This is a genomic window from Streptomyces sp. NBC_00483 (assembly GCF_036013745.1).
GTDB lineage: Bacteria > Actinomycetota > Actinomycetes > Streptomycetales > Streptomycetaceae > Streptomyces.
The window spans coordinates 4,550,756-4,573,061 of the sequence record NZ_CP107880.1 but is presented as its reverse complement, the minus strand read 5'-3'; the positions used below and the strand labels follow the sequence as shown (position 1 = coordinate 4,573,061).

Here is a 22,306-nt window from a genome sequence, read left to right as displayed (position 1 = left end):
GAACGCTCCTGCGTCACGGCGGATCGCTCCCGCGTCACGACGGAACGTCCCCGTATCACGTTGGAAAGACCCCGGATCAGGGCGGAAAGCCTCCGCATCAAGGCGGATCGCCCCCGCATCAGGGACGTACGAATCCCAGAGGCACGTATGCCTAGGCCGCGCAACGCTCCCGCTCCTCACGTTCGAGCGCGCGGCCGGCCAGTTCCTCGCGCTCCCGCTTCTCCAGCTCCTCACGGAGCCGGGCGAGGGCCCGGTGCAGCGTGCTCTTCACGGTTCCGGCCGACATTCCGAGAGCGGCGGCCGTCTCCTCTGTGGACATCTGCTCCCAGTGTCGCAGCACCACGACGCTGCGCTGCTTCGGAGCCAGCACCTTCATGACGTCCATCAGCAGGGCGCGGTCCGCGTGCTGCTCCGTCGAGTCGTCGATCGAGGACTCGGGCAGCTGCTCGGTGGGCACTTCCTCCAGCTTGCGCGCCCGCCACCACTCGGTCCGCGTGTTGATCATGACCCGGCGCAGATACGCGTCGGCCAGGCGCTTGTCCGCTATGCCGTCCCACCGCCCGTACGTCCGCACGAGCGCGGTCTGCAGCAGGTCCTGGGCGTCGACCGGGTCGGGCACGAGACGCCGGGCGCTGCGCAGCAGAGCGTCCTGCCGCGTCCGCACGTACTCTTCGAACCCGAGCACCTCACCGGCATGCGCCATGATCAACTGCCTCCCGCTTCCCGCAATCCCCGTGGTCCGCACAGGTCGTGTGCGGTTACGAGGAAGAAGTTACGGAGGAGTTGTCACGGCGTTGTCCGTTCCGGCCAGCGGCGAACGCACGACTACCCGTCGGTTGTGTAACGAAGGGGGCCGTGTGGGTCTCCGCGTCGGCCGTGTGGGTCTCCGCGCCCGGCTCAGCCTTGCGGAAGCCGGTAGAGGCCGCCCGCGAGCGGCTCCACCAAACCGTCGTCGACCAGGCCGTCCAGGGCCCTGGCCCGCTGCACCGGCTCGTCCCACACGCGGTCGAGCGCGGCCTGCGGCACCGGGGCGACGGCGTCCCGCAGCACGGCGAGCAGCTTGCCGCGGACCTGGCGGTCCGTGCCCGCGTACGTCTGGCCGCGGCGCGGCGGGCCCTCGTGCGCGGGCTTCCCGGAGAGCCGCCACGCGCACATCGCGGCGATCGGGCAGCGGTGGCACTCCTCGTTCTTGGCGGTGCACACCAGAGCGCCCAACTCCATGGAGGCGGCGGCCCACTTGGCGGCGGTGTCCTCCTCCTCGGGCAGCAGCGCGCGGGCCAGCTTCCGCTCGGCGGCGGTCGTCGCGTTCGGCGGGTACTGCACGCCGGCGACGGCGCGGGCGAACACCCGCCGCACGTTCGTGTCGAGCACCGCGTGCCGCTGGCCGTACGCGAACGAGGCGACGGCGGCCGCCGTGTACTCGCCGATGCCGGGCAGCGCGAGGAGCTGCGCGTGGCCGGTGGGTACGTCGCCGCCGTGGCGTTCCGTTATGGCGACGGCGGCGCCGTGCAGGCGCAGGGCGCGGCGCGGGTAGCCGAGCCGGCCCCAGGCGCGGACGGCCTCACCGGGGGCCTCCGCGGCGAGGTCGGCGGGGCGGGGCCAGCGGGCGAGCCACTGCTCGTACACCGGGAGCACGCGGTTGACGGGGGTCTGCTGGAGCATGAACTCGCTGACCATCACGCCCCACGGGCCCGCGTCGCGGCGGCGCCAGGGGAGGTCGCGGGCGTGCTCGGTGAACCAGTCGATGACCGGTGCGTGGAGATCGGCGGTCGCGGCGGTCGCGGCGTTCTCGGAGTTCTTCGTGAGCGCAGTCATGGCATCTCCGATCCTGCCATGTACGGGGGCCGGGGCGGGGGAGCGTGGGGTGTTGTGCGGGGGTGGGGTTGGGGTCTGTGGTGCGGGGGGCGCGGGGGTGGGCGCCGATGTGTTCGGTGTGCGGTGCCGGGGTCTGGGGCTTTGCCGGGGTCGACGCTCATGCGATCGGTGCGCGGCACTGGGGTCCGGGGCTTTGCCGGGGTCGACGTCCATGCGATCGGCGCGCTGCACCGGCCCCTCTCCGGCTGCGCCGGGGGCGAGGTCTGTGGTGCTGGGTGCGCGGTACCGGGGTCCGGAGCTTTGCCGGGGTGGGCGCCCCTGCGTTCGGCCGCGCGGGCACCGATCCCTGCCCGGCTGCGCCGGTGCCCGGTCATCTCCCACCCGCCCGCCCCCTCCGGGGGCTTCGGCCCCCTCGGGGATCCGGTAGCTGTGCTGGGGTGGGGCCCGTCGTGAGGTGTTCGCGGCACCGGGCCCGCATCTTTGCCGGGGTAGGCGCCGATGTGAGGAGCGCGCATAGCCCGTCCTTGTCCGGCTGTGCCGGTGCCCGCTTATCTCCCACCGGCCCGCCCGGGGCCCGGTTGCTGCGCCGGGGCGGGGGCCTGCCGTGAGGGGCACGCGGCACCGGGACTTTGCCGTGGTCGGCCCTCTCGGCTGCGAAGCGCGGCCCGTCCCGTTCAGGCTGCGCCCGCCGGCTCATCTCCCACTCGCCCGCCCCTCCGGGGGCTTCGGCCTCCCCGGGGCCCGGCTGCTGTGCCGGGGTCGGCGCCTGTGGTGTTGGGTGCGCGGCACCGGGGTGCCGCCTTGCCCACCCTGCCGCCCCAGGCGGCAGATTGCCCAAGGCGGGGCAGCGCAGACCGCAACGGGCGGGGAGCCGCGGCCGGCGAGGTTCGTTCAAGGCGGGACAGCGTCGACCGCAACGGGCGGGGAGCCGCGGCTGGCGGGGGTTCGCCCAAGGCGGGGACGGCGTCGACCGCCAGGGGTGGGGAGTCGTGGTGGGCGGCGGATTGTCCAAGGTGGGGGCGGTCCGCCGTCGCGGGTGGGTGAGACGTCCTTGCGGTCACTTACTTGTGGCGGGGCGGCGGCTGCCCGTATCCCGTCGAGCCGACGCCCCCGGAGGGGGCGGGTGGGTGGGAGAGGGGCGGGCCAACGGCGGGCATTTCAAGCGCCACGGCGGCGACGGCCCTTCAAGCCCCGCGGCGGTGGCGGCATTTCAGGCGCCCCGGCGGTGGCGGCCCTCAAGCCTCGCGGCGGGGCGGCACCAAGGCGGTGGCGGCACCTCAAGCCCCGCGCCGGGTGGGTAATTCAAGCCCCTGCGGCGATTGAGCAGCGGGGGCCGGGGCGGAGCCCCGAGGCGTCAAGCTCGGGTGGGCATCCGCGCCCGGCGACAGGTCGCCCAAGGCGGGGCGGCGTCGGCCGTGTGGCTGGCGGTAGGTCGTCCGAAGTGGGGTCGGTCGCGACCGGCGGTGAGGTGCGGCTGATGGGGGATCGTACGGAGCTGGATGGCGCGGCGAATGGTCCGTGGGGGATTTGGGCGTGGTCTGGGCGGAGCCGCAGCGTGGGGCGGTCCGCCGAAGGTGGTCGGGGATCTGACGATCAGGTTCGCCGAAGGTGGTCGGGGGGACCTGACGATCGGCAGGGGTGGCGGGGACCGGCTCGCTTGTAGCGTCGGGGCGTGGAGGATCGACGACGTACCTTGCTGGTCGAGCTGTCGCTCTGGGGCGCGCTCGCCGTCCCGGTGCTCGCCGTCGAGTGGCTGCATCTGCACGAACCGGACAGCACCTGGCAGCAGCTCACCGGGATCGCCGCGCTCGGCGCCGCCACCGCGCTGCACCGTCGGCTCCCCGCCACCGCCTTCCTGCTCGCGGCCGCCCCGGGCCTCGCCGTCGCGTCGTCCCTGTTCACACTCTCGTACGGGGGCGCGCTCGCCGTCTTCGCGTACCTCATGGGGCTGCGGTCACCGGCCGTACGTCCCTCGCTCCTCGCCTTCGGGGCGCTCGCCGTCGCCGGCACCGTCAAGATCGGCATCCGGCAGGTCGACCCGGCCGCCGAGTGGCTGGTGCTCATGGGGACGTTGCTGTTCGGCGCCGTCTTCCCCTGGCTCATCGGGCGGTACTGGCGGCAGAGCGGCGAACTGACCGCCGCCGGCTGGGCCAGGGCCGAGCAGTTGGAGCGCGAGCACCGGATCGTCGCGGACCGCGCCCGGCTGCGCGAACGGGCCCGGATCGCGCAGGACATGCACGACTCCCTGGGCCATGAACTCAGCCTCATCGCGCTGCGCGCCGGCGCCCTCCAGGTCGCCCCCGGCCTCGCCGACCAGCACCGCGACGCCGCCGCCGACCTGCGCTCCGCCGCCTCCGACGCCACCGACCGGCTGCACGGAATCATCGGCCTGCTGCGCGAGGAGGACGACGAGCAGGCCCCGCTCGCCCCACCCGGCGAGACCGTCGCGGAACTCGTCGACCGGGCCGCCGAATCGGGCCTCCCGGTGCACCTGGTGAGCGCCCCCGGCACCGGCACCGAAGACCGCACCGTCTACCGCGTCGTCCAAGAAGCCCTGACCAACGCCGCCAAGTACGCGCCGGGCGCCCCCGTCACCGTAGAGGCGCGGCAGGACGACACCGCCACGACCGTCACCGTCACCAACGCCCGCCCGGCGGACGCGCCCGCCGCGCCGTCCGGCAGCGGCACCGGACTGCTCGGCCTGCGGGCCCGGATCACCGCGCTCGGCGGCAGCTTCGACGCCGGCCCGCACGACGGCGGCTTCCGGGTGAGCGCCCGCCTTCCCGCGCCCGGCGCCCCGCTCGGCGGCACCCCCGTCGACGTCGACGCCGGTTTCGGGCACGCCCGCCGCACCGCCAGACGCCGCGTGGGCCTGGCCTTCGGAGCGGCCGCGGTCGCGGGAACCGTCCTGATCGGCGGGGCGTTCACCTGGTACGCGTACACGAAGACGCACGCCGTCCTCACCCCGCAGGCGTACGCGCAGCTGCGTGTCGGCGCGCCCCTCGCCGACGTCGAGTCGCGGCTGCCCGAGCGCACGATCAGCGACCCGCCCGTCGAGCGCGCGCCCACGCCGCCCCCGGCGCACGCGGACTGCCGCTACTACCGGGCGAGCGGTGAACTGTTCGTGTCCGTCGAGCACTTCAGACTCTGCTTCGCCGACGACACGGCGCACACCCTCGTAGACAAGGCGGTGATCCCGAAGGCGGGCACCGCCGACCAAGTGAAGGAAGAGGAGCGTGAATGGGCGCGCTGAGCGAACCGGGCGCCGGCAGACGGATCAGGGTGCTGCTCGCTGACGACGAGGCGATGATCCGGGCCGGCGTCGGCGCGATCCTTGCGGCGGGCGGCGACTTCGAGATCGTCGCGGAGGCCGCCGACGGGCGGGAGGCCGTGCGCCTCGCCCAGGCCCACCGCCCGGATGTGGCGCTCCTCGACATCCGCATGCCGCGCCTGGACGGCCTCGCGGCGGCGGAGGAGATCACGGCGACGGTGCCCGGCACGGCCGCGGCGATGCTGACCACGTTCTCCGAGGACGCGTACGTGGCGCGGGCACTCGGCGGCGGCGCGACCGGCTTCCTGCTCAAGTCCGGTGATCCGCACGAACTGATGGCGGGCGTACGGGCGGTGGCGGACGGCGCCGCGTTCCTGTCGCCGAAGGTGGCCCGGCATGTCATCGACGGGCTCGGCGGCAGGCGGCTGACCCGCGAGGCCGCCGCCCGGCAGCGCGTCGCGGCGCTCACCCCGCGCGAGCGCGAGGTGCTCGGCCTGGTCGGCGCGGGCCTGTCGAACCCGGAGATCGCCGACCGGCTGCACCTCGTGGAGGGGACGGTGAAGGCGTACGTCAGCGCGGTCCTGGAGCGCCTCGAGGTCAAGAACCGCGTGCAGGCGGCCATCGTGGCGTACGAGGCGGGACTGCTGACGTAGGGCGGGACTGATGATGCGGGCGGGGCTGCCGACTTAGGCGGGTCCCGACCCGGACAGGCGTCGGGACCCGCCTACATCAGCAGAAGGTCCAGCCCACGTCAGCAGAAGGTTCAGCGCCGGTGCGCGCCGCGCCGCGAGCGGCCGTCGGGCGTCGAGCCGTACCCGGCCCCGGCGGGCCCCGGCCCGGCGAACCACCGCACGAGCCCGTTCCCGGACCCCCGCATCGCCTCGGTCACCCGCGCTCCCGGCCGCGTCAGAAGGCGTACGACGAGGAACGCGACCAGCGTGCCGAGCAGCAGGCCCACCGCGACGTCGTGCGGGTAGTGCACGCCCACGAAGACGCGCGAGAACGCCATGAGGAGCGCCATCGGCACCGTGAACCAGCCCACCTTCGGCCAGGCCAGCGCGAGGCCCACGGCCGCGGCCGCGGCGATCGTGGCGTGGTTGGAGGGGAAGGACCAGTCTCCGTAGACCGGGCAGTCGATCAGGGACGGCAGGGCGCCCGAGACGGCGCGGCAGGGCCGCTCCTCGTCGATCCCCGACTTGACCACCTCGCTGATCACATACGCGACCGCGGTGGCCAGCGGTGCGAGCACCGCGACGGCGAAGGCCTTCGGGTCGTTGGCCCGCGCCCGCCACCAGGCGACGACGAAGAGCACGGCGAACAGCAGCAGACCCAGTTCCGTCCACACCTCCATGAGGTGCTGAAACCACGAAGGGGTGTCGTGGGCGAAATCGGTGATGCCGCGATACAGGTCGGAGTCGATGGTTCCCATGGTGACGGACAGTATGCAATACCCAAGGCTTGTCACATCCAGCGATGGTCCCGGGCCCCACCTGACGATCGACAGGGGTCCCGGAACCCGTTCGGCGGCGTGCGCGTGATGATGATCCGGAAAACTTGGTGTGCGAGGCGGCGGGTAGCACCGGACAACGGCCCGATCTCTCGTAAGGTTTGAGCCGTGGGATCTCTGCGCAATCCGATCGGGCCGCTCCCCTCCTCCATCTATTGGCGACGGAGGGCTGTTCTGCTGTCCGTGGTGGCGCTGCTCGCGCTGCTGATCGTCTGGATCGTCACCTTGGGCGGTGGCGGCGGGAACAACGGCGCCAACGGCTCAGGCGGCAAGAGTCCGACGGAGTCCATCACGCCGGGCCCCTCCGGCACGGGACCCGCGATCAGCGAACACCCCGGCGGACGCGACGAGTCGGGCGGTTCCGGCGGCTCCGGCGGCTCGGGCTCGGGTTCCGGTGGTTCGGGTGCGGGGTCCGGTGGTTCGGACGATGCCGCGGGCGGCGACTCCGGTGACGGCGGCGGCAGCGGCAGTGGCAATGGCAGCGGGGGTACGTCCTCCGGGGACCAGGTCCCGGCCGGCTCCAGCCTCCCGGACTGCACGGCGGGCGGCGTGACCCTGAAGGTGCGCAGCGTCCACAACTCGTACGCGCCCGGGGACAAGCCGAAGCTCCAACTCGTCGCCAAGAACACGGCGGACAAGTCCTGCAAGGTCGACCTCGGGCCGAAGACCGCGGTGGTCACGATCACCAAGGCGGAGGCCGACAAGCCGTTCTGGTCCTCCGACGACTGCCCGGCCGGGGCGGGCGGCATGGTGCTGCGGGCCCCCGCGGGCGGCACGGTGCAGCGGGACTACACGTGGGATCTGCGGCCGAGCGAGCCGCAGTGCGCGACGCCTTCGGCGGGAGTGGCGGGGCCGGGGACCTACCTGGTCGAGGTGAAGGCGGCGCAACTGCCCGCGGCGCAGACGTCGTTCGTCCTTAAGAAGGACTGAGCCACTCAAGCCCCTCCGGCGCGGCGTCTCGGGGCTCTGCCCCGGACCCCGCGCCTCAAACGCCGGCGGGGCTGTACAGGGCTACACGTACCGCTCGAGGATCGACGACTCCGCCAACCGCGACAGGCCCTCCCGCACGCTCCGCGCCCGCGCCTCGCCGACCCCGTCGACCGTCTGCAGGTCGTCCACGCTCGCGGCCAGCAACTTCTGCAGGCCGCCGAAGTGCTCCACGAGGCGGTCGATGATGGCGCCAGGGAGGCGCGGCACCTTGGCCAGGAGCCGGAACCCGCGCGGGGACACCGCCGAGTCGAGCGCCTCGGGTGAGCCGGTGTAGCCCAGGGCCCGTGCCACTATCGGCAGTTCGAGCAGTTCCGCGTGGCTGAGCGCGTCCAGCTCGACCAGCGCCTCCGGGACCGTGCGGGAACGCTTGGCGGTGGGCTCGGGCACGTAGTCCCGCGCGACCAGCTCGCGCTCCGGCTCGACGCCCGCGATCAACTCGTCGAGCTGCAGCGCCAGAAGCCGGCCGTCCGTGCCCAACTCGACGACGTACTCGGCGATCTCGGTCGCGATGCGGCGCACCATCTCCAGGCGCTGCGCGACCGCCGAGACGTCCCGGACCGTGACCAGGTCCTCGATCTCCAGGGCGGAGAGCGTGCCCGCCACCTCGTCGAGGCGCAGCTTGTAGCGCTCCAGGGTCGCGAGGGCCTGGTTGGCCCGGGACAGGATCGCCGCCGAGTCCTCCAGGACGCGGCGCTGCCCGTCCACGTACAGGGCGATCAGGCGCATCGACTGGGAGACCGAGACGACGGTGTAGCCGACCTGCTTGGAGACCCGGTCCGCCGTGCGGTGCCGGGTGCCGGTCTCCTCCGTGGGGATCGTGGGGTCCGGCACCAACTGGACGCCGGCCCGCAGGATCTTGTCGAGGTTCGAGGAGACGACGATGCCGCCGTCGAGCTTGCACAGCTCGCGCAGGCGCGTGGCCGTGAACTCCACGTCGAGGATGAAGCCGCCCGTGCACATCGACTCGACCGTCTTGTCGGAGCCGAGGACGATGAGGCCTCCGGTGTTGCCGCGGAGGATGCGCTCCAGGCCGTCGCGCAGGGCGGTTCCGGGCGCGACGGCACTCAGCGCGGCGCGCATCAGACTGTCCGCACCGGAGCTTCCGCCGGACTTGCCGGGAGTTGCCGCCCGGTCATTGGCTGCCACTGCACTCCTCCGGATCGCAGACTTTGGGGTGCCCTGGGGCTCGGGGTCTTCGTCCCTCGCGTTCGCACGCACGGGCGAGACCAGGGCAAAGTCTACCGGCGCTGCTCCGGCTCCCGTGGGGCCTCTCGCCGACGACCCTTCGGCAGCACCCGCAGAGCGTCCCCTATATCGGCGACTTCCAGGACCTTCATACCGGCCGGGACCTTTCCCGGATCGGACGGAACGAGCGCGTGTGTGAACCCGAGCCGGTGCGCCTCGGCGAGCCGGCGCTGCACGCCCGTGACCCGCCTGACCTCGCCCGCGAGGCCTACTTCTCCGATCGCCACAAGGTTCTTGGGGAGCGGGGTGTCGCTCGCGGCGGAGGCGAGGGCGAGCGCCACGGCCAGGTCGGCCGAGGGCTCGGTCAGCTTCACGCCGCCGACCGTCGCGGAGTAGATGTCCCTCTTGCCCAACGCGCTGATCTTCCCGCGCTGTTCGAGCACGGCCAGCATCATCGAGACGCGGGAGGTCTCCAGGCCGGACGTGGTGCGGCGGGGCGAGGGGATCTGGGAGTCCACGGTGAGCGCCTGGACCTCCGCGACCAGCGGGCGGCGGCCCTCCAGGGTGACGGTCAGACAGGTGCCGGGCACCGGCTCGGCGCGCCGGGTCAGGAACAGGCCGCTGGGGTCGGCGAGGCCCGTGATGCCCTCGTCGTGCAGCTCGAAGCAGCCGACCTCGTCCGTCGTCCCGTAGCGGTTCTTGACGCCGCGTACGAGGCGCAGGCGCGCGTGCCGGTCGCCCTCGAAGCTGAGGACGACGTCCACCAGGTGCTCCAGGAGGCGAGGGCCCGCGATCGTGCCTTCCTTCGTGACGTGGCCGACGAGGAGCGTGGACATGCCGCGCTCCTTGGAGGCGCGGATGAGCGCGCCCGCGACCTCGCGCACCTGCGACACCCCACCGGGCGCCCCGTCGATCTCCCCGGACGCGATCGTCTGTACGGAGTCCAGGATCAGCAGCGACGGCTTCACCGCGTCCAAGTGGCCGAGGACGGTGGACAGATCGGTCTCGGCGGCCAGGTACAGGTGGTCGTCGATCGCGTGGATCCGGTCGGCGCGCAGGCGGACCTGGGAGGCCGACTCCTCGCCCGTCACGTAGAGGGTCTTGTGCTCGTCACTGGCCGCCTTGGCCGCCACGTCGAGCAGCAGCGTGGACTTGCCGACGCCCGGCTCGCCCGCGACCAGCACCACGGCGCCGGGCACCAGGCCGCCGCCGAGCACCCGGTCGAGCTCGGGCACGCCGGTGGTCCTGGCCGTCGCCTGCTTGCCGTCGACCTGGCCGATGGGCAGCGCCGACGTGGTGACGCGGCCCGGTGAGGTGGTGCGCACGGTGGGCGCGCCGTACTCGTCGATCGTCCCCCACGCCTGGCACTCGGGGCAGCGGCCCAGCCACTTGGCCGTCTGCCAGCCGCATTCCGTGCAGCGGTAGGACGGACGGTCCTTGGATTTCGTACGGGCAGCCATGAACGAAACCGTAGCGGGCAGGACTGACAACGGGCGGGCGCGGCCCATGGTCCTACCGCCGCGAAGTCGCCCCGCGTAGCCGCGCTGGCCACGGAATGACGGGTTCCTGTCCTCTTTTGAGGGATCGTTTCACCCGTAAGGATTAAATGTGCTCAAGGGGGAGGAAGCCCCCGCGTGGTGCGCCTACGGTCGCACGGTGATGAGCAGCAGGCCGGAAACTCCCACACAGACCACCGGCGCACACCGGGCGCACCGCACCGGGGCGAGGCGGCAGGAGCCGCGCACCGCCCCGCAGCGCCCGCCCGCCCGCTACGAGTCCTGTCTGGACGGCCTGTTCACCTACTGCCTCTCCGTGCTCTGCGATCACGACGAGGCGACCTCGGCGCTCGGCGACGCCCTCGCGCTCGCCGAGCGGCGCGGCTCCCGCGCCCCTGCCGGTGACTCGCCGGCCGAGCGCAGGGCCTGGCTCTACGCGCTGGCCCGCTGGTCCTGCCTGCGCCGTCTGGCCGAGGCCAATCGGCGGCGTCAGAGCGCGCAGGAGGGCGGCAGGACCCAGACCCAGGACGGTCTCCTCCAGGAGGAGCGCAGGCGGCAGCTCGCCCAGCTCGCCTGGCCGGAAGCCGCGGGCACGACCCCGGAGCAGCGCGAGGCCCTGGAGCTGGCCGTGCGCCACCAGTTGTCGCCGCGCGAGGTCGCCGCCGTCCTCGGCACCGACCCCACCGCCACCCGCGAGCTGCTCTCGGCCGCGGCCTGCGAGGTCGAGCGGACCCGCGCCGCCCTCGCCGTCGTCGAGACCGGCACCTGCCCCAGCGTCGCCCGCCTCACGGGGGACAACCAGGTGCTCCTCTCGGCCGCCCTGCGCCGCGAGCTGGTCCGGCACGTCGACGACTGCCCGCGCTGCCGCCGCACCGCCGAGCGCGCCGCGCCCCGCGCCTGGCCGGGCACCACGGTGACACCGGCCGCGCTGCCCCTGGTGGAGGCCCCACGGGCGGCCCTGCACCACGCGATGCACGGCCGGCCCCCGGGCGCCCCGCGCTTCGACCGGCGCGGCTACCCGATGGACCCCAAGGACCGGGCGGCCCGCCGCGACCGGCTGCGCTCGCGTGCCGTGACGACGACCGTGGTCGCCACCGTGGTCGCCGCCCCGGTGCTCGCCCTGTGGGCCGCCTACCGGGGTGCGCCGCTGACCGGCGAGGCCGCGGACGGCCGCTCCGTGACGGCCAGCGAGGACGGCACGGCCGACAGCCTCGACGGCGAGCGGACCGGCGGCGCGTACGAGAACGCGGGGAACGCGCGGACGAGCCCCGACCCGAGCTTCACCGCGGGCAGCCGCTCGCCCGACGTCTCCGTAGAGGTCACATCGCCGCCCACGCGCGCGGGGCGCGGCCCCGGCCGCATCACCGTGGAGGCGCAGCCCAGCGGGAACTCGACGGCGATCACGCTCACCGCCTCGGGCCGCACGCCCGTCGACTGGACCGCTTCCACGGACGCGTCATGGCTGTACCTGAGCCAGGCCTCGGGCACGCTGCGCCCCGGCGAGTCGCTCACCATCCACGTGTACGTGAACGAGTACCGGGAGCCGCGCGGGCACTGGACGGCGCACGTCGGGATCGACCCCTCCGGGGCGGTCATCTCCCTTGAGGGGTACGGGGGTTCCGGCTCCGGTGGAGGTGGCGGCGGCACGTCGCGGCCCTCGCCGCCCCACTCCGTCCCGCCGTCCCCGAACCACCCGAGGCCGACGCCCACGCCGACGCACTCCTCGCCCGACCCGACGCCGGATCCGACCGGGAGCTCGACGCCGAGCCCGAGCGACCCCGAGCCCTCCGACACGGCGCCCCCGTCCGACCCGGGGTCGCCCTCCGGGACCGGGGGGTCCGGGACGGGCTCGCCGTCGGGGACCCCCTGACGTCCGCTCCGGGACTGTCGGATGTGTGAGTTACGCCGGGTCGGCCGGGTGCGGGGCGATGAGCGGGAGGCCCTTGGGCGCGGCCGCGAGGCGCTCCTCGCACAGCTCGACCAGCTTGTCGTAGCCGTCCTTGCCCATCAGCTCGGTGAGCTCGGGCCCGTAGCTGACGTAGACCGGGTCGCCCGCGCCGTGCGCCGAGGTCGCCGACGTGCACCACCAGTGCAGGTCATGGCCGCCCGGACCCCAGCCACGGCGGTCGTACTCGCCGATCGAGACCTGGAGCACCTTGGTGTCGTCGGGCCGCTCGATCCACTCGTACGTACGGCGGACCGGGAGCTGCCAGCAGACGTCCGGCTTCGTCTCCAGGGGCTCGCGGCCCTCCTTGAGCGCCAGGATGTGCAGCGAGCAGCCCGCGCCGCCCTTGAAGCCCGGCCGGTTCTGGAAGATGCACGAGCCCTCGTACGGACGGGTCTGACGCTCCCCGTCCTCGTCCGTCGACACCCAGCCGGTCTCGGTGCCGATGTCGTGGTGCTGCCAGATGTCCGGCGTGAGGCGTGCCACGTTCTCCGCCACCCGCTTCTCGTCGTCCTCGTCGGAGAAGTGGGCGCCGAGCGTGCAGCAGCCGTCGTCGGCGCGGCCCGCCTGGATGCCCTGGCAGCCGCTGCCGAAGATGCAGCTCCAACGAGAGGTCAGCCATGTCAGATCGCAGCGGAAGATCTGCTCGTCGTCCGCCGGATCAGGGAACTCGACCCACGCGCGCGGGAAGTCGATGGGCTTCTCGTCCGCCTTGGCCCGCTGCTTCGGTTGCTTCTGGAGGTCCTTCTGCTGGTCCTTCTGCTTCTTCAGCTCCTGCTTTGCCGACTTCGTCTTCTTGTCGCTCTTGTCGGCCTTGGCCTTTTTCGTCTTTGGCACCGTTCCAGAGTAAAGGCGTTGCCGCCTTCTACAGGACCTTCCTGGACGGGCACGCCGTACAGAGCAGTAGCGTTCCCTACATGAGACTCGGTGTCCTCGACGTGGGTTCGAATACGGTCCATCTACTGGTGGTGGACGCACACCCCGGCGCCCGCCCGCTGCCCGCGCACTCGCACAAGGCCGAACTGCGGCTCGCCCAACTCCTCGACGACCGCGGGGCGATCGGGCAGGACGGCGTGGACCTGCTGGTCGGGACGGTCAGAGAGGCCCTGGAGGCCGCCGAGGACAAGGGCGTCGAGGACCTGCTGCCGTTCGCGACATCGGCGGTGCGCGAGGCCAGCAACGCCGACGACGTCCTCGCGCGCGTCAAGGACGCCACAGGCGTCGAACTACGGGTGCTCAGCGGCGAGGAAGAGGCACGGCTCACGTTCCTTGCGGCGCGGCGCTGGTTCGGCTGGTCCGCGGGGAAGTTGCTGGTGCTCGACATCGGCGGCGGCTCGCTGGAGATCGCGTACGGCCTGGACGAGGACCCGGACGCCATGGTGTCGCTGCCGCTCGGTGCGGGCCGGTTGACGGCCGGCTGGCTGCCGGGGGACCCGGCGGATCCGGACGACGTGAAGGCGCTGCGACGCCATGCGCGGGCGCAGATCGCGCGCACGGTGGGGGAGTTCGCCCGGTTCGGGGCGCCGGACCACGTGGTGGCCACATCGAAGACGTTCAAGCAACTCGCACGCCTCGCCGGGGCGGCCCGGTCGGCGGAAGGCCTCTACGTACAGCGGGAGTTGAAGCGGAAGTCCCTGGAGGACTGGGTGCCGCAGCTCGCCGCGATGACCGTGCAGGAACGCTCCGAACTACCGGGAGTCTCCGAGGGCCGAGCGGGCCAGCTGCTCGCCGGAGCGCTGGTCGCGGAGGGCGCGATGGACCTCTTCGGCGTCGAAACCCTCGAAATCTGCCCCTGGGCCCTCCGCGAGGGCGTCATCCTCCGCCGCCTGGACCACATGCCGACAGACTCGGGCCCGGCCGGCGATTGAGCATTTTCAGCCCCTCCGGCGATTGAGGAGCGGGGTCCGGGGCGGAGCCCCGAGACGTGGGATCGGGCGGGCGCCAGGGCCCGGACAACGTGATCATCCGGGTGGGCGCCCCCGCCCCGCCACGGGGGCCGTACCCTGTCCCCGTGGCAGAACCAGTGGTGCGCATCCCGGATGCGAAGGTCGCGCTCTCCACGGCCTCCGTCTACCCGGAGTCGACGGCGACGGCCTTCGAGATCGCCGCGCGCCTGGGCTACGACGGTGTCGAGGTCATGGTCTGGACCGACCCCGTCAGCCAGGACATAGAGGCTTTGCGCCGCCTCTCCGACTACCACCGCATCCCGATCCTCGCCGTTCACGCGCCATGTCTGCTGATCACGCAGCGCGTGTGGTCGACGGACCCGTGGGTGAAGCTGCAGCGCGCGCGGGCCGCCGCGGAGAAGCTCGGGGCGTCGACCGTGGTCGTACACCCCCCGTTCCGCTGGCAGCGCCAGTACGCACGGGACTTCGTCCAAGGCATCTGGCGGATGGCGGGCGAAACGGATGTGCGCTTCGCCGTCGAAAACATGTACCCGTGGCGCTACCGGGACCGCGAAATGCTCGCGTACGCCCCCGACTGGGACGTCACCAAGGACGACTACCGGCACTTCACGGTCGACCTCAGCCACACCGCGACGGCGCGCACCGACGCGATGCAGATGATCGACCGCATGGGCGACCGTCTCGGCCACGTCCACCTCGCCGACGGCGGTGGATCGGGCAAGGACGAGCACCTCGTCCCCGGCCGCGGCACGCAGCCCTGCGCCGAACTCCTGGACCGCCTCGCCGTGAACGGATTCGACGGGCACGTCGTCATCGAGGTCAATACGCGGCGCGCCATGTCCAGCGCCGAACGCGAGGCCGATCTGGCGGAGGCCCTCGCCTTCGCGCGCCTGCACCTGGCGTCGGCCGCGCGGGTCCCGCGTTCATGACCGAGCCGGTGCGCCGCCGGGGCCGGCCCCCGCGCGCGCAGCAGGACGCCGGTCCGGGCATGCGGGAGCGGATCCTGGACGTGGCCCGCGAGGAATTCGCCGAGCGCGGCTACGACAAGGCGTCGGTGCGCGGCATCGCCAAGGCCGCCGGCGTGGACTCGGCCCTGGTGCACCACTACTTCGGCACCAAGGAGCAGGTGTTCGCCGCGTCGATCGAGATGGTCCTCGCACCGGCCCTGGAGGCCCCCGCGGCCCTGGCGGACGGGCCCCTGGACGGGGTCGGCGAGCGCATGACCCGCTTCTTCTTCGGTGTGTGGGACGCGCCCGCGACCCGGGCGCCGCTGCTCGCCATCGTGCGGTCCGCGCTGAACAACGAGGTGGCCGCGGGCGTCTTCCGGGGACTCGTCGCCTCGCAGCTGCTCGCACGGATCGCCCAGCGGCTCGACCTGCCGGAGGGCGAGGCCGAGCTGCGGGCGTCGCTGGCGGCCGCGCAGCTCGTGGGAATGGCGATGCTCCGCTACGTGATCAAGGTGGAGCCGCTGGCGTCCGCGGACGCGGAGTGGGTCATCGGGCGGATCGCCCCCGTGGTGCAGGGCCATCTGACCGGGCCGTGAGCACCCCGTACTGACCGGCCCGTGAGCACTCAGTGAGACAGTCATCCCGTTATGCGGACACCCTGTCCAGCGCTTGGATCGGCGGCGTAGGCTCGGGAGACAGATTTTTTATCCCTCTGAAGGAGCGAGCGACGATGCCCGAGCTGAGGTCCCGCACAGTCACCCACGGCCGCAACATGGCGGGCGCCCGCGCCCTTATGCGCGCCTCCGGTGTACCCGGTGCGGACATCGGCCGGAAGCCGATCATCGCCGTCGCCAACTCGTTCACCGAGTTCGTGCCGGGGCACACGCACCTGGCGCCCGTCGGCCGCATCGTGAGCGACGCGATCCGCGAGGCGGGCGGCATCGCCCGCGAGTTCAACACGATCGCCGTCGACGACGGCATCGCGATGGGCCACGGCGGCATGCTGTACTCGCTGCCCTCGCGCGACCTGATCGCCGACTCGGTCGAGTACATGGTCGAGGCGCACTGCGCGGACGCGCTGATCTGCATCTCCAACTGCGACAAGATCACCCCCGGCATGCTGATGGCGGCGCTCCGCCTCAACATCCCGACGATCTTCGTCTCGGGCGGCCCGATGGAGTCCGGCCGGGCGACCCTCGTCGACGGCACGGTCCGCACGCTCGACCTGGTCGACGCGATGTCCGAGGCCGTGAACGAGAAGGTGTCGGACGAGGACATCCTCCGCATCGAGGAGAACGCCTGCCCGACCTGCGGTTCGTGTTCCGGCATGTTCACCGCCAACTCGATGAACTGCCTCGCCGAGGCCATCGGCCTCGCCCTGCCGGGCAACGGCTCGGTGCTCGCCACGCACACCGCCCGCAAGGGCCTGTACGAGCGCGCGGGCGCCACGGTCGTCGAGCTGGCGAACCGCTACTACGGCGAGGACGACGACTCCGTCCTGCCGCGCAACATCGCCACCCACGCCGCGTTCGAGAACGCGATGGCGCTGGACATCGCGATGGGCGGCTCCACGAACACGATCCTGCACCTCCTGGCCGCCGCCAAGGAGGCCGAGGTCGACTACAACCTCGACCACATCAACGCGGTCTCGCGCCGCGTCCCGTGCCTGGCCAAGGTCGCGCCGAACGTCGCGGGCTCCAGGACGTACTACATGGAGGACGTGCACCGCGCCGGCGGCATCCCCGCGATCCTCGGCGAGCTGTACCGCGGCGGTCTCCTCAACGAGGACGTCAACACCGTCCACTCCGCCTCCGTCAAGGAATGGCTGGACACCTGGGACATCCGCAGCGGTTCGGCCTCCGACGAGGCGAACGAGCTGTGGCACGCGGCCCCCGGCTGCAAGCGCTCCGCCGAGGCCTTCTCGCAGTCCGAGCGCTGGGACACCCTCGACACCGACGCGGCGGGCGGCTGCATCCACGATGTCGCCCACGCGTACTCGAAGGACGGCGGCCTCGCCGTCCTGAAGGGCAACCTCGCCGAGGACGGCTGCGTCGTGAAGACCGCCGGTGTCGACGAGTCCATCTGGACCTTCGAGGGCCCGGCCGTCGTCTGCGAGTCGCAGGAGGAGGCCGTCGAGAAGATCCTGCTCAAGCAGGTCAAGGAGGGCGACGTCGTCGTCATCCGCTACGAGGGCCCCAAGGGCGGCCCCGGCATGCAGGAGATGCTCTACCCGACCTCGTACCTGAAGGGCCGCGGCCTCGGCAAGGCCTGCGCGCTCGTCACGGACGGCCGCTTCTCCGGCGGTACGTCGGGCCTGTCCATCGGCCACGCCTCGCCCGAGGCCGCCGCCGGTGGCGTCATCGCGCTCGTCGAGGACGGCGACCGCGTGCGCATCGACATCCCGAACCGTGGCATCGAACTCCTCGTGAGCGACGAGGAGTTGGCCGCGCGGCGCGAGGCGCTCGGCGGCGTCTACGCTCCCAAGGCCCGCGAGCGCAAGGTCTCGGCCGCTCTGCGCGCGTACGCCGCGATGGCCACCAGCGCCGACAAGGGCGCGGTCCGCGACGTGTCGCAGCTCGGCTAGTTCCTGGCTTTGAAGCCAGTCCCTGTCTTCGAAGTTCGAAGAGAGGCCCTAGGGATCGTCCGCCGTGGCGGCGCCGGAAACGGTGCCGTCCGGCGCGCTCCCGTACACCCGGCCGCCGCTCACGACCGGCGCCGGAATATCGGCCACCACCCGGTCCGAGCGGCCCGCGGGCCGGGGGCTGCTCTGGCCTACCGGACGGCCCGTGCGCCGGTCCACGGAGAGCAGCCGGCCGTCGGGGGCCGTCAAGTACACCCGGTTCGAGGCGGCGTCGACCGCGGGCGCCGAGCCCCGGCTCACCGAAGTCTCCGACCGCCACACCTGCTTGCCGGACGCGAGGTCCTGCGCCACCAGCGCGCCGCCCGCCGCGAGCAGATACGCGGTGTCGCCGTGCAGCGCCACCGTCGCGGACGGCAGCGGCAGGGACAGCCGTACGCGACGTGCCACCGCCCCGTCCGTGAGGCGATGGCCGACGAGCGCGACGGTCTCGCCCGAGGCGTTCTGCTCCGCGCACCAGACGACCCCGTCGGACACCCCGATCGGGGTCGCCGTGCCCGGCGATCGCTGCTGCCAGCGGACGTCACCCGTCTCCGGATCCACCGCGCTCACCAGCGTGTTCGCGCCGTCGGGCGCGGGCGTCGTCGCATAGGCCAGGCCCCCACCGACGTACGAGAGGGCGGGCTGGATCGTCGACGTCCCGGGGAGCCGGTGGCGCCACACCGGTCTCCCGGTCGTGCTGTCGACCGCGCTGAGCGTCCCGTCGGGCGCCGCGAGGAGCACCCGCCCCGCCGCCTGACGCACCTGCCCCTGGAACCGTGAAATGTCCATCGACCAGCGGGACTTGCCCGTATCGGGCGCCATCGCGACGAGCCGGGCCCCGTCCGGGGTGAGCGCGTGCACCAGCCCGCCCGACACCACGGGCGCCGCCCCGCCGGAGACACCACCGGACGCCTTCCGCTTCCACCGCACCGAGCCGTCCCGCGGATCCAGCGACACGGCCAGCGCACCGGGCACGGTGCAGTTCAGGCTCCCGGCCCCGTACGAGCAGGCGGGCACGGCACCGGAGCCGAGCTTCCGCTGCCAGGGGTGGAACGTGGCGGGGGAGCCGGCCGGGGCGGTCCGGGTGCCGGTGCCCGAGCCGGGGTCGCTCCCCCAGAGGAGGGGCACGGTGAGCGCGCCGCTCAGCGCGAGGATGCCGGCGAGGGTGACGAGGGTGCGGGGTCGGGGGCGCTTCTGCGGGGTGGCCGGTGAACTTGACGTCTCTTCACGGGAGTTGGCGCTGGTCTGCTCGACCGGCTCCCGCTGTGCGGGTATGAACGCCTGCGTGTCGTACCGCGCCGAGATGTGCCGCAGCCGGGCCATCAGCTCGTCCGGCGTGGGCCGCTCCTCCGGCTCCTTCGCCAGACAGGCGAGGACGAGCGGCGCCAAATCCTCGGGCACGCCGGACACATCCGGTTCGTCGTGCACCACCTGATACGCCACCAGGTAGGGGCTGTCGGAGTCGAACGGGCCCCGGCCCGTCGCCGCGTGCACCAGGAGCGAGCCGAGCGCGAACACGTCGGCGGCCGGGCCGACCTCGCGCGGGCGGCGGAACTGCTCGGGCGCCATGAACGGCGGCGTACCGATCAACTTGCCGGTCTCCGTGCGCAGTTCGCTGTCCTTGGGGCGCGAAATCCCGAAGTCGATCACCTTGGGACTGTCCTCGGCGAGCAGCACATTGCTCGGCTTCAGATCGCGGTGCACGACACCGGCGCGATGGATGTCGCGCAGCGCCTCCGCCAGTCCGGCCGTCAGGTGCCGCAGCTGGGCGGGCTCCAGCGGACCGTTCCGCTTGACGTGCTCGGCAAGGGTCGGGCCTGGGATGAACAACGTTGCCATCCACGGCAGTTCGGCCTCCGGGTCGGCGTCGACGACCGGCGCGGTGAAGGCCCCGCTGACCCGCCGAGCGGCCGCCACCTCCTGCCGGAACCGGCCCCTGAACTCGGGGTCCCCCGCGAACTCGGCGTGCACCACCTTCACCGCGATCGGCAGCCCTGCCGCCGACCGCGCCAGGTGTACGACGCCCATGCCGCCCGCACCCAGGCGCTCCTCGAGCCGGTAGTGCCCGGCGTACTCCGGAAGTTCCGCTTCTGCGCCGGTCCCGATGCTGTTGTGTGACGGCATGTCCACCCCCGTGGATGACATCGCGATCTCCGTGCGCGCGCGACGCACGGAGCCTAGTCGATGGTTCGTACGAGCCGAACGAGCCTTGCTAGCCTGCGTGTTCGACAGCTCACCACATACATTTCAACGGGCCCTCAATGAACGCTGAACGGGCTTCGTTCGACGGGGAGACGCCACGCCATGGCAGTAGACGAACAGTCCGCTCAGTCCAGCCGGCCCAGCCAGTCCGTGGAAGCGGCGGCAGCGGCGATGTACTACCGGGTGGCCCCGGGCTACAACGTGAACGTCCGCAGTGGCCCCGGAACCCAGTACCGCGTGGTGCGGGTGCTGCCGCTGAGCGCGCAGGTGCCGATCTTCTGCCAGAAGCCGGGCGAGACGGTCGCGGGCCCGTACGGCACGTCGCGGGTCTGGGACAACATTGGCGTCGGCGAGTACGTCTCCGATACGTACGTGAAGACGGGCAGTGACGGCTACGTGGCGCCGCGCTGCGCCTGAGCCGCGTTAAAGGGGCCGCGCTAGGGGGCCGGGCTGCGGGTGCCGCGGCCCGGTCCGGTGATAATCGGGGGCGTGAGCGACGAAACCGGCACCCCCAGCACCTCCCCGGCCCCGGGGCCCCAGCCCGAGGAGATCCGCTTCTTCGGTACGACCTGGGTCGACCGCAGCGGCAACTACGGCCTGCGCCGGGCCGCGGTCGGCGTGGGCGCGCTGGTCCTGGCGGCCGCCGGCTGCTTCGTCCTGCGCTTCGCCTACGAGGGCCTGGCGATCGCCGACGTCGGATCCCTCGTGAACCTGCTGCTCATCGTGATGTTCGCGGTCTGCAGCGCGCTCGCCTTCGCCCGGACCCGCACCGGCTTCACCGAGCGGCACGACCCCGAGAAGCAGGCGTCGCTGCGCGGCTTCCTGGCGATCGGCTTCGTGGGCGTCCTGATCGCCTACGCCCTGCGCTGCCTGGTCGAGGCCCCGGGCGAGAAGCTCCGCCGCGAGGAGTACGAGACGGCTCGCGCCCAGTACTCCCGCCGCACGGCGCGCCGCGCAGGCAACCCGGCCAAGAAGAAGCGCCGGTAGCCCTCCGGCCCCACGCCACGGGGCTCCGCCCCGGACCCCGCGCCTCAATCGCCGGCGGGGCTGGAAAGATCGGGGCTCTGCCCCGGACCCCGCTGCTCAATCGCCGCAGGGGCTTAATTTGCCCCGCCCACCTCCCACCACCCGCCCCCTCCGGGGGCGTCGGCCCGACGGGGTACCGCCACCGCCTTGGGCAATCCGCCGGCAGCTGCGGCTCCCCACTCATTACGGTCGACGCCACCCCCGCCTTGGGCAACGCCCACCACGGCTCCCCACTTGCTGCGGTCGACGCCCACCGCCTTGGGCAATCTGCCGCCCCGTACGGCTCCCCACTTGCTGCGGTCGACGCCCACCGCCTTGGGTAATCCGCCGCCCCGCACGGCTCCCCACCTGCTGCGGTCGACGCCCACCGCCTTGGGCAATCTGCCGCCTTGGGCGGCAGGGTGGGCAAGGCGGCACCCCGGCGCCGCGCGCCGATACGACGGCCCCAGCCCCGCTGCCGCCCCGAAACCCCGGCGCCGCGCGCCGACACAACGGCCCCAGCCCCGCCGCCGCCCCGAAACCCCGGCCCAGCGCCCCCCACCGCACCCCCACACCTTGACGCCCCCACCCCTCCGGAGGATTATTCATCGTGTGATGAATAAGTCGCCGTCACCCTCCACGGAAACCGCCGTCGAAGCCACCGACCTCACCGTGGTCCGAGGCCCCCACCCCGTCCTGCGCAACCTGAACTTCACCGTCCCGCGCGGCCAGATCACCGGCCTGCTCGGCCCCTCCGGCTGCGGCAAGTCGACCCTCATGCGCGCCGTCGTCGGCACCCAGGCCAAGGTCACCGGCACCCTCACGGTCCTGGACCACCCCGCCGGCCACCCCCAGCTCCGCTCCCGCGTCGGCTACGTGACCCAGGCCCCGTCCGTCTACCTCGACCTCACGATCCGCCAGAACCTCGCCTACTTCGCATCCGTCCTGCTCCCCGGCAGGTCCGCCGCCGCCCACCGCAACGCCGAAGTCGACCGCGTCCTCACCGACGTAGACCTCACCTCCCACGCCGACGCCCTCGCCGGAAACCTCTCCGGCGGCCAGCTCAGCCGCGTCTCCCTGGCCGTCGCCCTCCTCGGCACCCCCGAGCTCCTGGTCCTCGACGAACCGACCGTCGGCCTCGACCCGGTCCTCCGCCGCGACCTGTGGAACCTCTTCCACGACCTCGCCACCCGCGGCGCCACGATCCTCGTCTCCTCGCACGTCATGGACGAGGCCGAGCGCTGCCACCGCCTCCTCCTCATGCGCGAGGGCGAACTGCTCGCCGACGACACCCCCGACGCCCTGCGCGAGCGCACCGCCGCCCCCACCGTCGAAGAGGCTTTCCTCCACCTCGTCGACGAGGCGAACGCGACGAACACCGCCCGCCCCACCACCCACTGACGCCCCCGCCGACGC

18 protein-coding genes are annotated in these 22,306 nt (G+C 72.7%); 11 read left to right on the top strand and 7 right to left on the bottom strand.

Annotated elements, in window-relative coordinates; all coding sequences use genetic code 11:
* Positions 1–151 precede the first annotated feature (151 nt).
* Together OHA73_RS20295 and OHA73_RS20290 are read right to left on the bottom strand one after the other, a co-directional pair.
* Positions 152–703 carry a SigE family RNA polymerase sigma factor gene (locus tag OHA73_RS20295; RefSeq protein WP_267070076.1) on the bottom strand — a complete coding sequence of 184 codons (552 nt, stop codon included), beginning with the start codon at positions 701–703 and terminating at the stop codon, positions 152–154.
* A 194-nt stretch (positions 704–897) separates the two neighbouring features.
* The gene (locus OHA73_RS20290) at positions 898–1,815 is read right to left on the bottom strand and encodes an A/G-specific adenine glycosylase (protein WP_266711295.1); all 918 of its coding nucleotides are present in this window, start codon (positions 1,813–1,815) and stop codon (positions 898–900) included.
* A gap of 1,672 nt (positions 1,816–3,487) precedes the next feature.
* Here OHA73_RS20290 and OHA73_RS20285 point away from each other — a divergent pair.
* On the top strand, positions 3,488–5,068 hold the full coding sequence (locus tag OHA73_RS20285; RefSeq protein ID WP_267070077.1) for a sensor histidine kinase: 1,581 nt from the start codon (positions 3,488–3,490) through the stop codon (positions 5,066–5,068).
* Positions 5,056–5,739: a response regulator transcription factor gene (locus OHA73_RS20280; protein ID WP_327655771.1), complete on the top strand. Its 684-nt coding sequence runs from the start codon at positions 5,056–5,058 to the stop codon at positions 5,737–5,739. The genes OHA73_RS20285 and OHA73_RS20280 overlap by 13 nt, the downstream gene beginning before the upstream one ends.
* A gap of 110 nt (positions 5,740–5,849) precedes the next feature.
* Here OHA73_RS20280 and OHA73_RS20275 read toward each other — a convergent pair whose 3' ends face one another.
* Positions 5,850–6,515 (bottom strand): phosphatase PAP2 family protein, encoded by a 666-nt coding sequence (locus tag OHA73_RS20275; RefSeq protein WP_266711292.1) that lies wholly within the window; start codon positions 6,513–6,515, stop codon positions 5,850–5,852.
* A gap of 186 nt (positions 6,516–6,701) precedes the next feature.
* Here OHA73_RS20275 and OHA73_RS20270 point away from each other — a divergent pair, with 186 nt between their 5' ends.
* The gene (locus OHA73_RS20270; protein WP_327655770.1) at positions 6,702–7,523 is read left to right on the top strand and encodes a hypothetical protein; all 822 of its coding nucleotides are present in this window, start codon (positions 6,702–6,704) and stop codon (positions 7,521–7,523) included.
* Between the two features lie 81 nt (positions 7,524–7,604).
* Here the strand turns inward: OHA73_RS20270 and disA are convergent, their stop codons facing one another.
* Together disA and radA are read right to left on the bottom strand one after the other, a co-directional pair.
* A complete protein-coding gene (gene disA, locus OHA73_RS20265; protein ID WP_266711290.1) occupies positions 7,605–8,729 on the bottom strand; it encodes a DNA integrity scanning diadenylate cyclase DisA in 1,125 nt (374 codons plus the stop codon).
* A gap of 92 nt (positions 8,730–8,821) precedes the next feature.
* Positions 8,822–10,228 carry a DNA repair protein RadA gene (gene radA, locus OHA73_RS20260; RefSeq protein WP_267070079.1) on the bottom strand — a complete coding sequence of 469 codons (1,407 nt, stop codon included), beginning with the start codon at positions 10,226–10,228 and terminating at the stop codon, positions 8,822–8,824.
* A 196-nt stretch (positions 10,229–10,424) separates the two neighbouring features.
* On the opposite strand from radA, the gene OHA73_RS20255 reads away from it, so the two are divergent.
* Positions 10,425–12,134 (top strand): BACON domain-containing protein, encoded by a 1,710-nt coding sequence (locus tag OHA73_RS20255; protein ID WP_327655769.1) that lies wholly within the window; start codon positions 10,425–10,427, stop codon positions 12,132–12,134.
* Between the two features lie 30 nt (positions 12,135–12,164).
* Here the strand turns inward: OHA73_RS20255 and OHA73_RS20250 are convergent, their stop codons facing one another.
* Entirely contained in the window at positions 12,165–13,046 is an 882-nt protein-coding gene (locus OHA73_RS20250; RefSeq protein ID WP_266711287.1) for a hypothetical protein, read from the bottom strand.
* Between the two features lie 80 nt (positions 13,047–13,126).
* Here OHA73_RS20250 and OHA73_RS20245 point away from each other — a divergent pair, with 80 nt between their 5' ends.
* The 4 genes from OHA73_RS20245 (at position 13,127) to ilvD (ending at position 17,647) form a co-directional block, all read left to right on the top strand.
* Entirely contained in the window at positions 13,127–14,077 is a 951-nt protein-coding gene (locus tag OHA73_RS20245) for a Ppx/GppA phosphatase family protein (protein ID WP_267070081.1), read from the top strand.
* Between the two features lie 143 nt (positions 14,078–14,220).
* Positions 14,221–15,045, top strand: a complete 825-nt coding sequence (locus OHA73_RS20240) for a sugar phosphate isomerase/epimerase family protein (RefSeq protein WP_266711285.1) — start codon at positions 14,221–14,223, stop codon at positions 15,043–15,045.
* Positions 15,042–15,659, top strand: coding sequence for a TetR/AcrR family transcriptional regulator (locus OHA73_RS20235; protein WP_266711284.1), 618 nt, complete (start codon positions 15,042–15,044; stop codon positions 15,657–15,659). Before OHA73_RS20240 ends, OHA73_RS20235 begins: the two co-directional genes overlap by 4 nt.
* A 134-nt stretch (positions 15,660–15,793) precedes the next feature.
* Positions 15,794–17,647, top strand: a complete 1,854-nt coding sequence (gene ilvD / locus OHA73_RS20230) for a dihydroxy-acid dehydratase (protein WP_266711283.1) — start codon at positions 15,794–15,796, stop codon at positions 17,645–17,647.
* A gap of 48 nt (positions 17,648–17,695) precedes the next feature.
* On the opposite strand, the gene OHA73_RS20225 is transcribed toward ilvD, so the two are convergent.
* Positions 17,696–19,807, bottom strand: coding sequence for a protein kinase domain-containing protein (locus OHA73_RS20225; protein WP_443063221.1), 2,112 nt, complete (start codon positions 19,805–19,807; stop codon positions 17,696–17,698).
* Positions 19,808–20,056: 249 nt separating this feature from the next.
* On the opposite strand from OHA73_RS20225, the gene OHA73_RS20220 reads away from it, so the two are divergent.
* From OHA73_RS20220 to OHA73_RS20210, 3 genes are all read left to right on the top strand, one after another.
* Positions 20,057–20,302, top strand: a complete 246-nt coding sequence (locus OHA73_RS20220) for a peptidase (protein WP_443063220.1) — start codon at positions 20,057–20,059, stop codon at positions 20,300–20,302.
* A 72-nt stretch (positions 20,303–20,374) separates the two neighbouring features.
* Complete coding sequence (locus tag OHA73_RS20215; RefSeq protein ID WP_327655767.1) at positions 20,375–20,872, top strand: EamA/RhaT family transporter; 498 nt, start codon at positions 20,375–20,377, stop codon at positions 20,870–20,872.
* A 633-nt stretch (positions 20,873–21,505) separates the two neighbouring features.
* Positions 21,506–22,291 (top strand): ABC transporter ATP-binding protein, encoded by a 786-nt coding sequence (locus tag OHA73_RS20210; protein ID WP_327655766.1) that lies wholly within the window; start codon positions 21,506–21,508, stop codon positions 22,289–22,291.
* Positions 22,292–22,306 lie beyond the last annotated feature (15 nt).

Bases quoted from the DNA above. Each gene is read 5' to 3' on its own strand.
- OHA73_RS20295 (WP_267070076.1), bottom strand. From the start codon at position 703: ATGGCGCATGCCGGTGAGGTGCTCGGGTTCGAAGAGTACGTGCGGACG.
- OHA73_RS20290 (WP_266711295.1), bottom strand. From the start codon at position 1,815: ATGACTGCGCTCACGAAGAACTCCGAGAACGCCGCGACCGCCGCGACC.
- OHA73_RS20280 (WP_327655771.1), top strand. From the start codon at position 5,056: ATGGGCGCGCTGAGCGAACCGGGCGCCGGCAGACGGATCAGGGTGCTG.
- OHA73_RS20275 (WP_266711292.1), bottom strand. From the start codon at position 6,515: ATGGGAACCATCGACTCCGACCTGTATCGCGGCATCACCGATTTCGCC.
- radA (WP_267070079.1), bottom strand. From the start codon at position 10,228: ATGGCTGCCCGTACGAAATCCAAGGACCGTCCGTCCTACCGCTGCACG.
- OHA73_RS20245 (WP_267070081.1), top strand. From the start codon at position 13,127: ATGAGACTCGGTGTCCTCGACGTGGGTTCGAATACGGTCCATCTACTG.
- OHA73_RS20235 (WP_266711284.1), top strand. From the start codon at position 15,042: ATGACCGAGCCGGTGCGCCGCCGGGGCCGGCCCCCGCGCGCGCAGCAG.
- ilvD (WP_266711283.1), top strand. From the start codon at position 15,794: ATGCCCGAGCTGAGGTCCCGCACAGTCACCCACGGCCGCAACATGGCG.
- OHA73_RS20225 (WP_443063221.1), bottom strand. From the start codon at position 19,807: ATGCCGTCACACAACAGCATCGGGACCGGCGCAGAAGCGGAACTTCCG.
- OHA73_RS20220 (WP_443063220.1), top strand. From the start codon at position 20,057: ATGTACTACCGGGTGGCCCCGGGCTACAACGTGAACGTCCGCAGTGGC.
- OHA73_RS20210 (WP_327655766.1), top strand. From the start codon at position 21,506: ATGAATAAGTCGCCGTCACCCTCCACGGAAACCGCCGTCGAAGCCACC.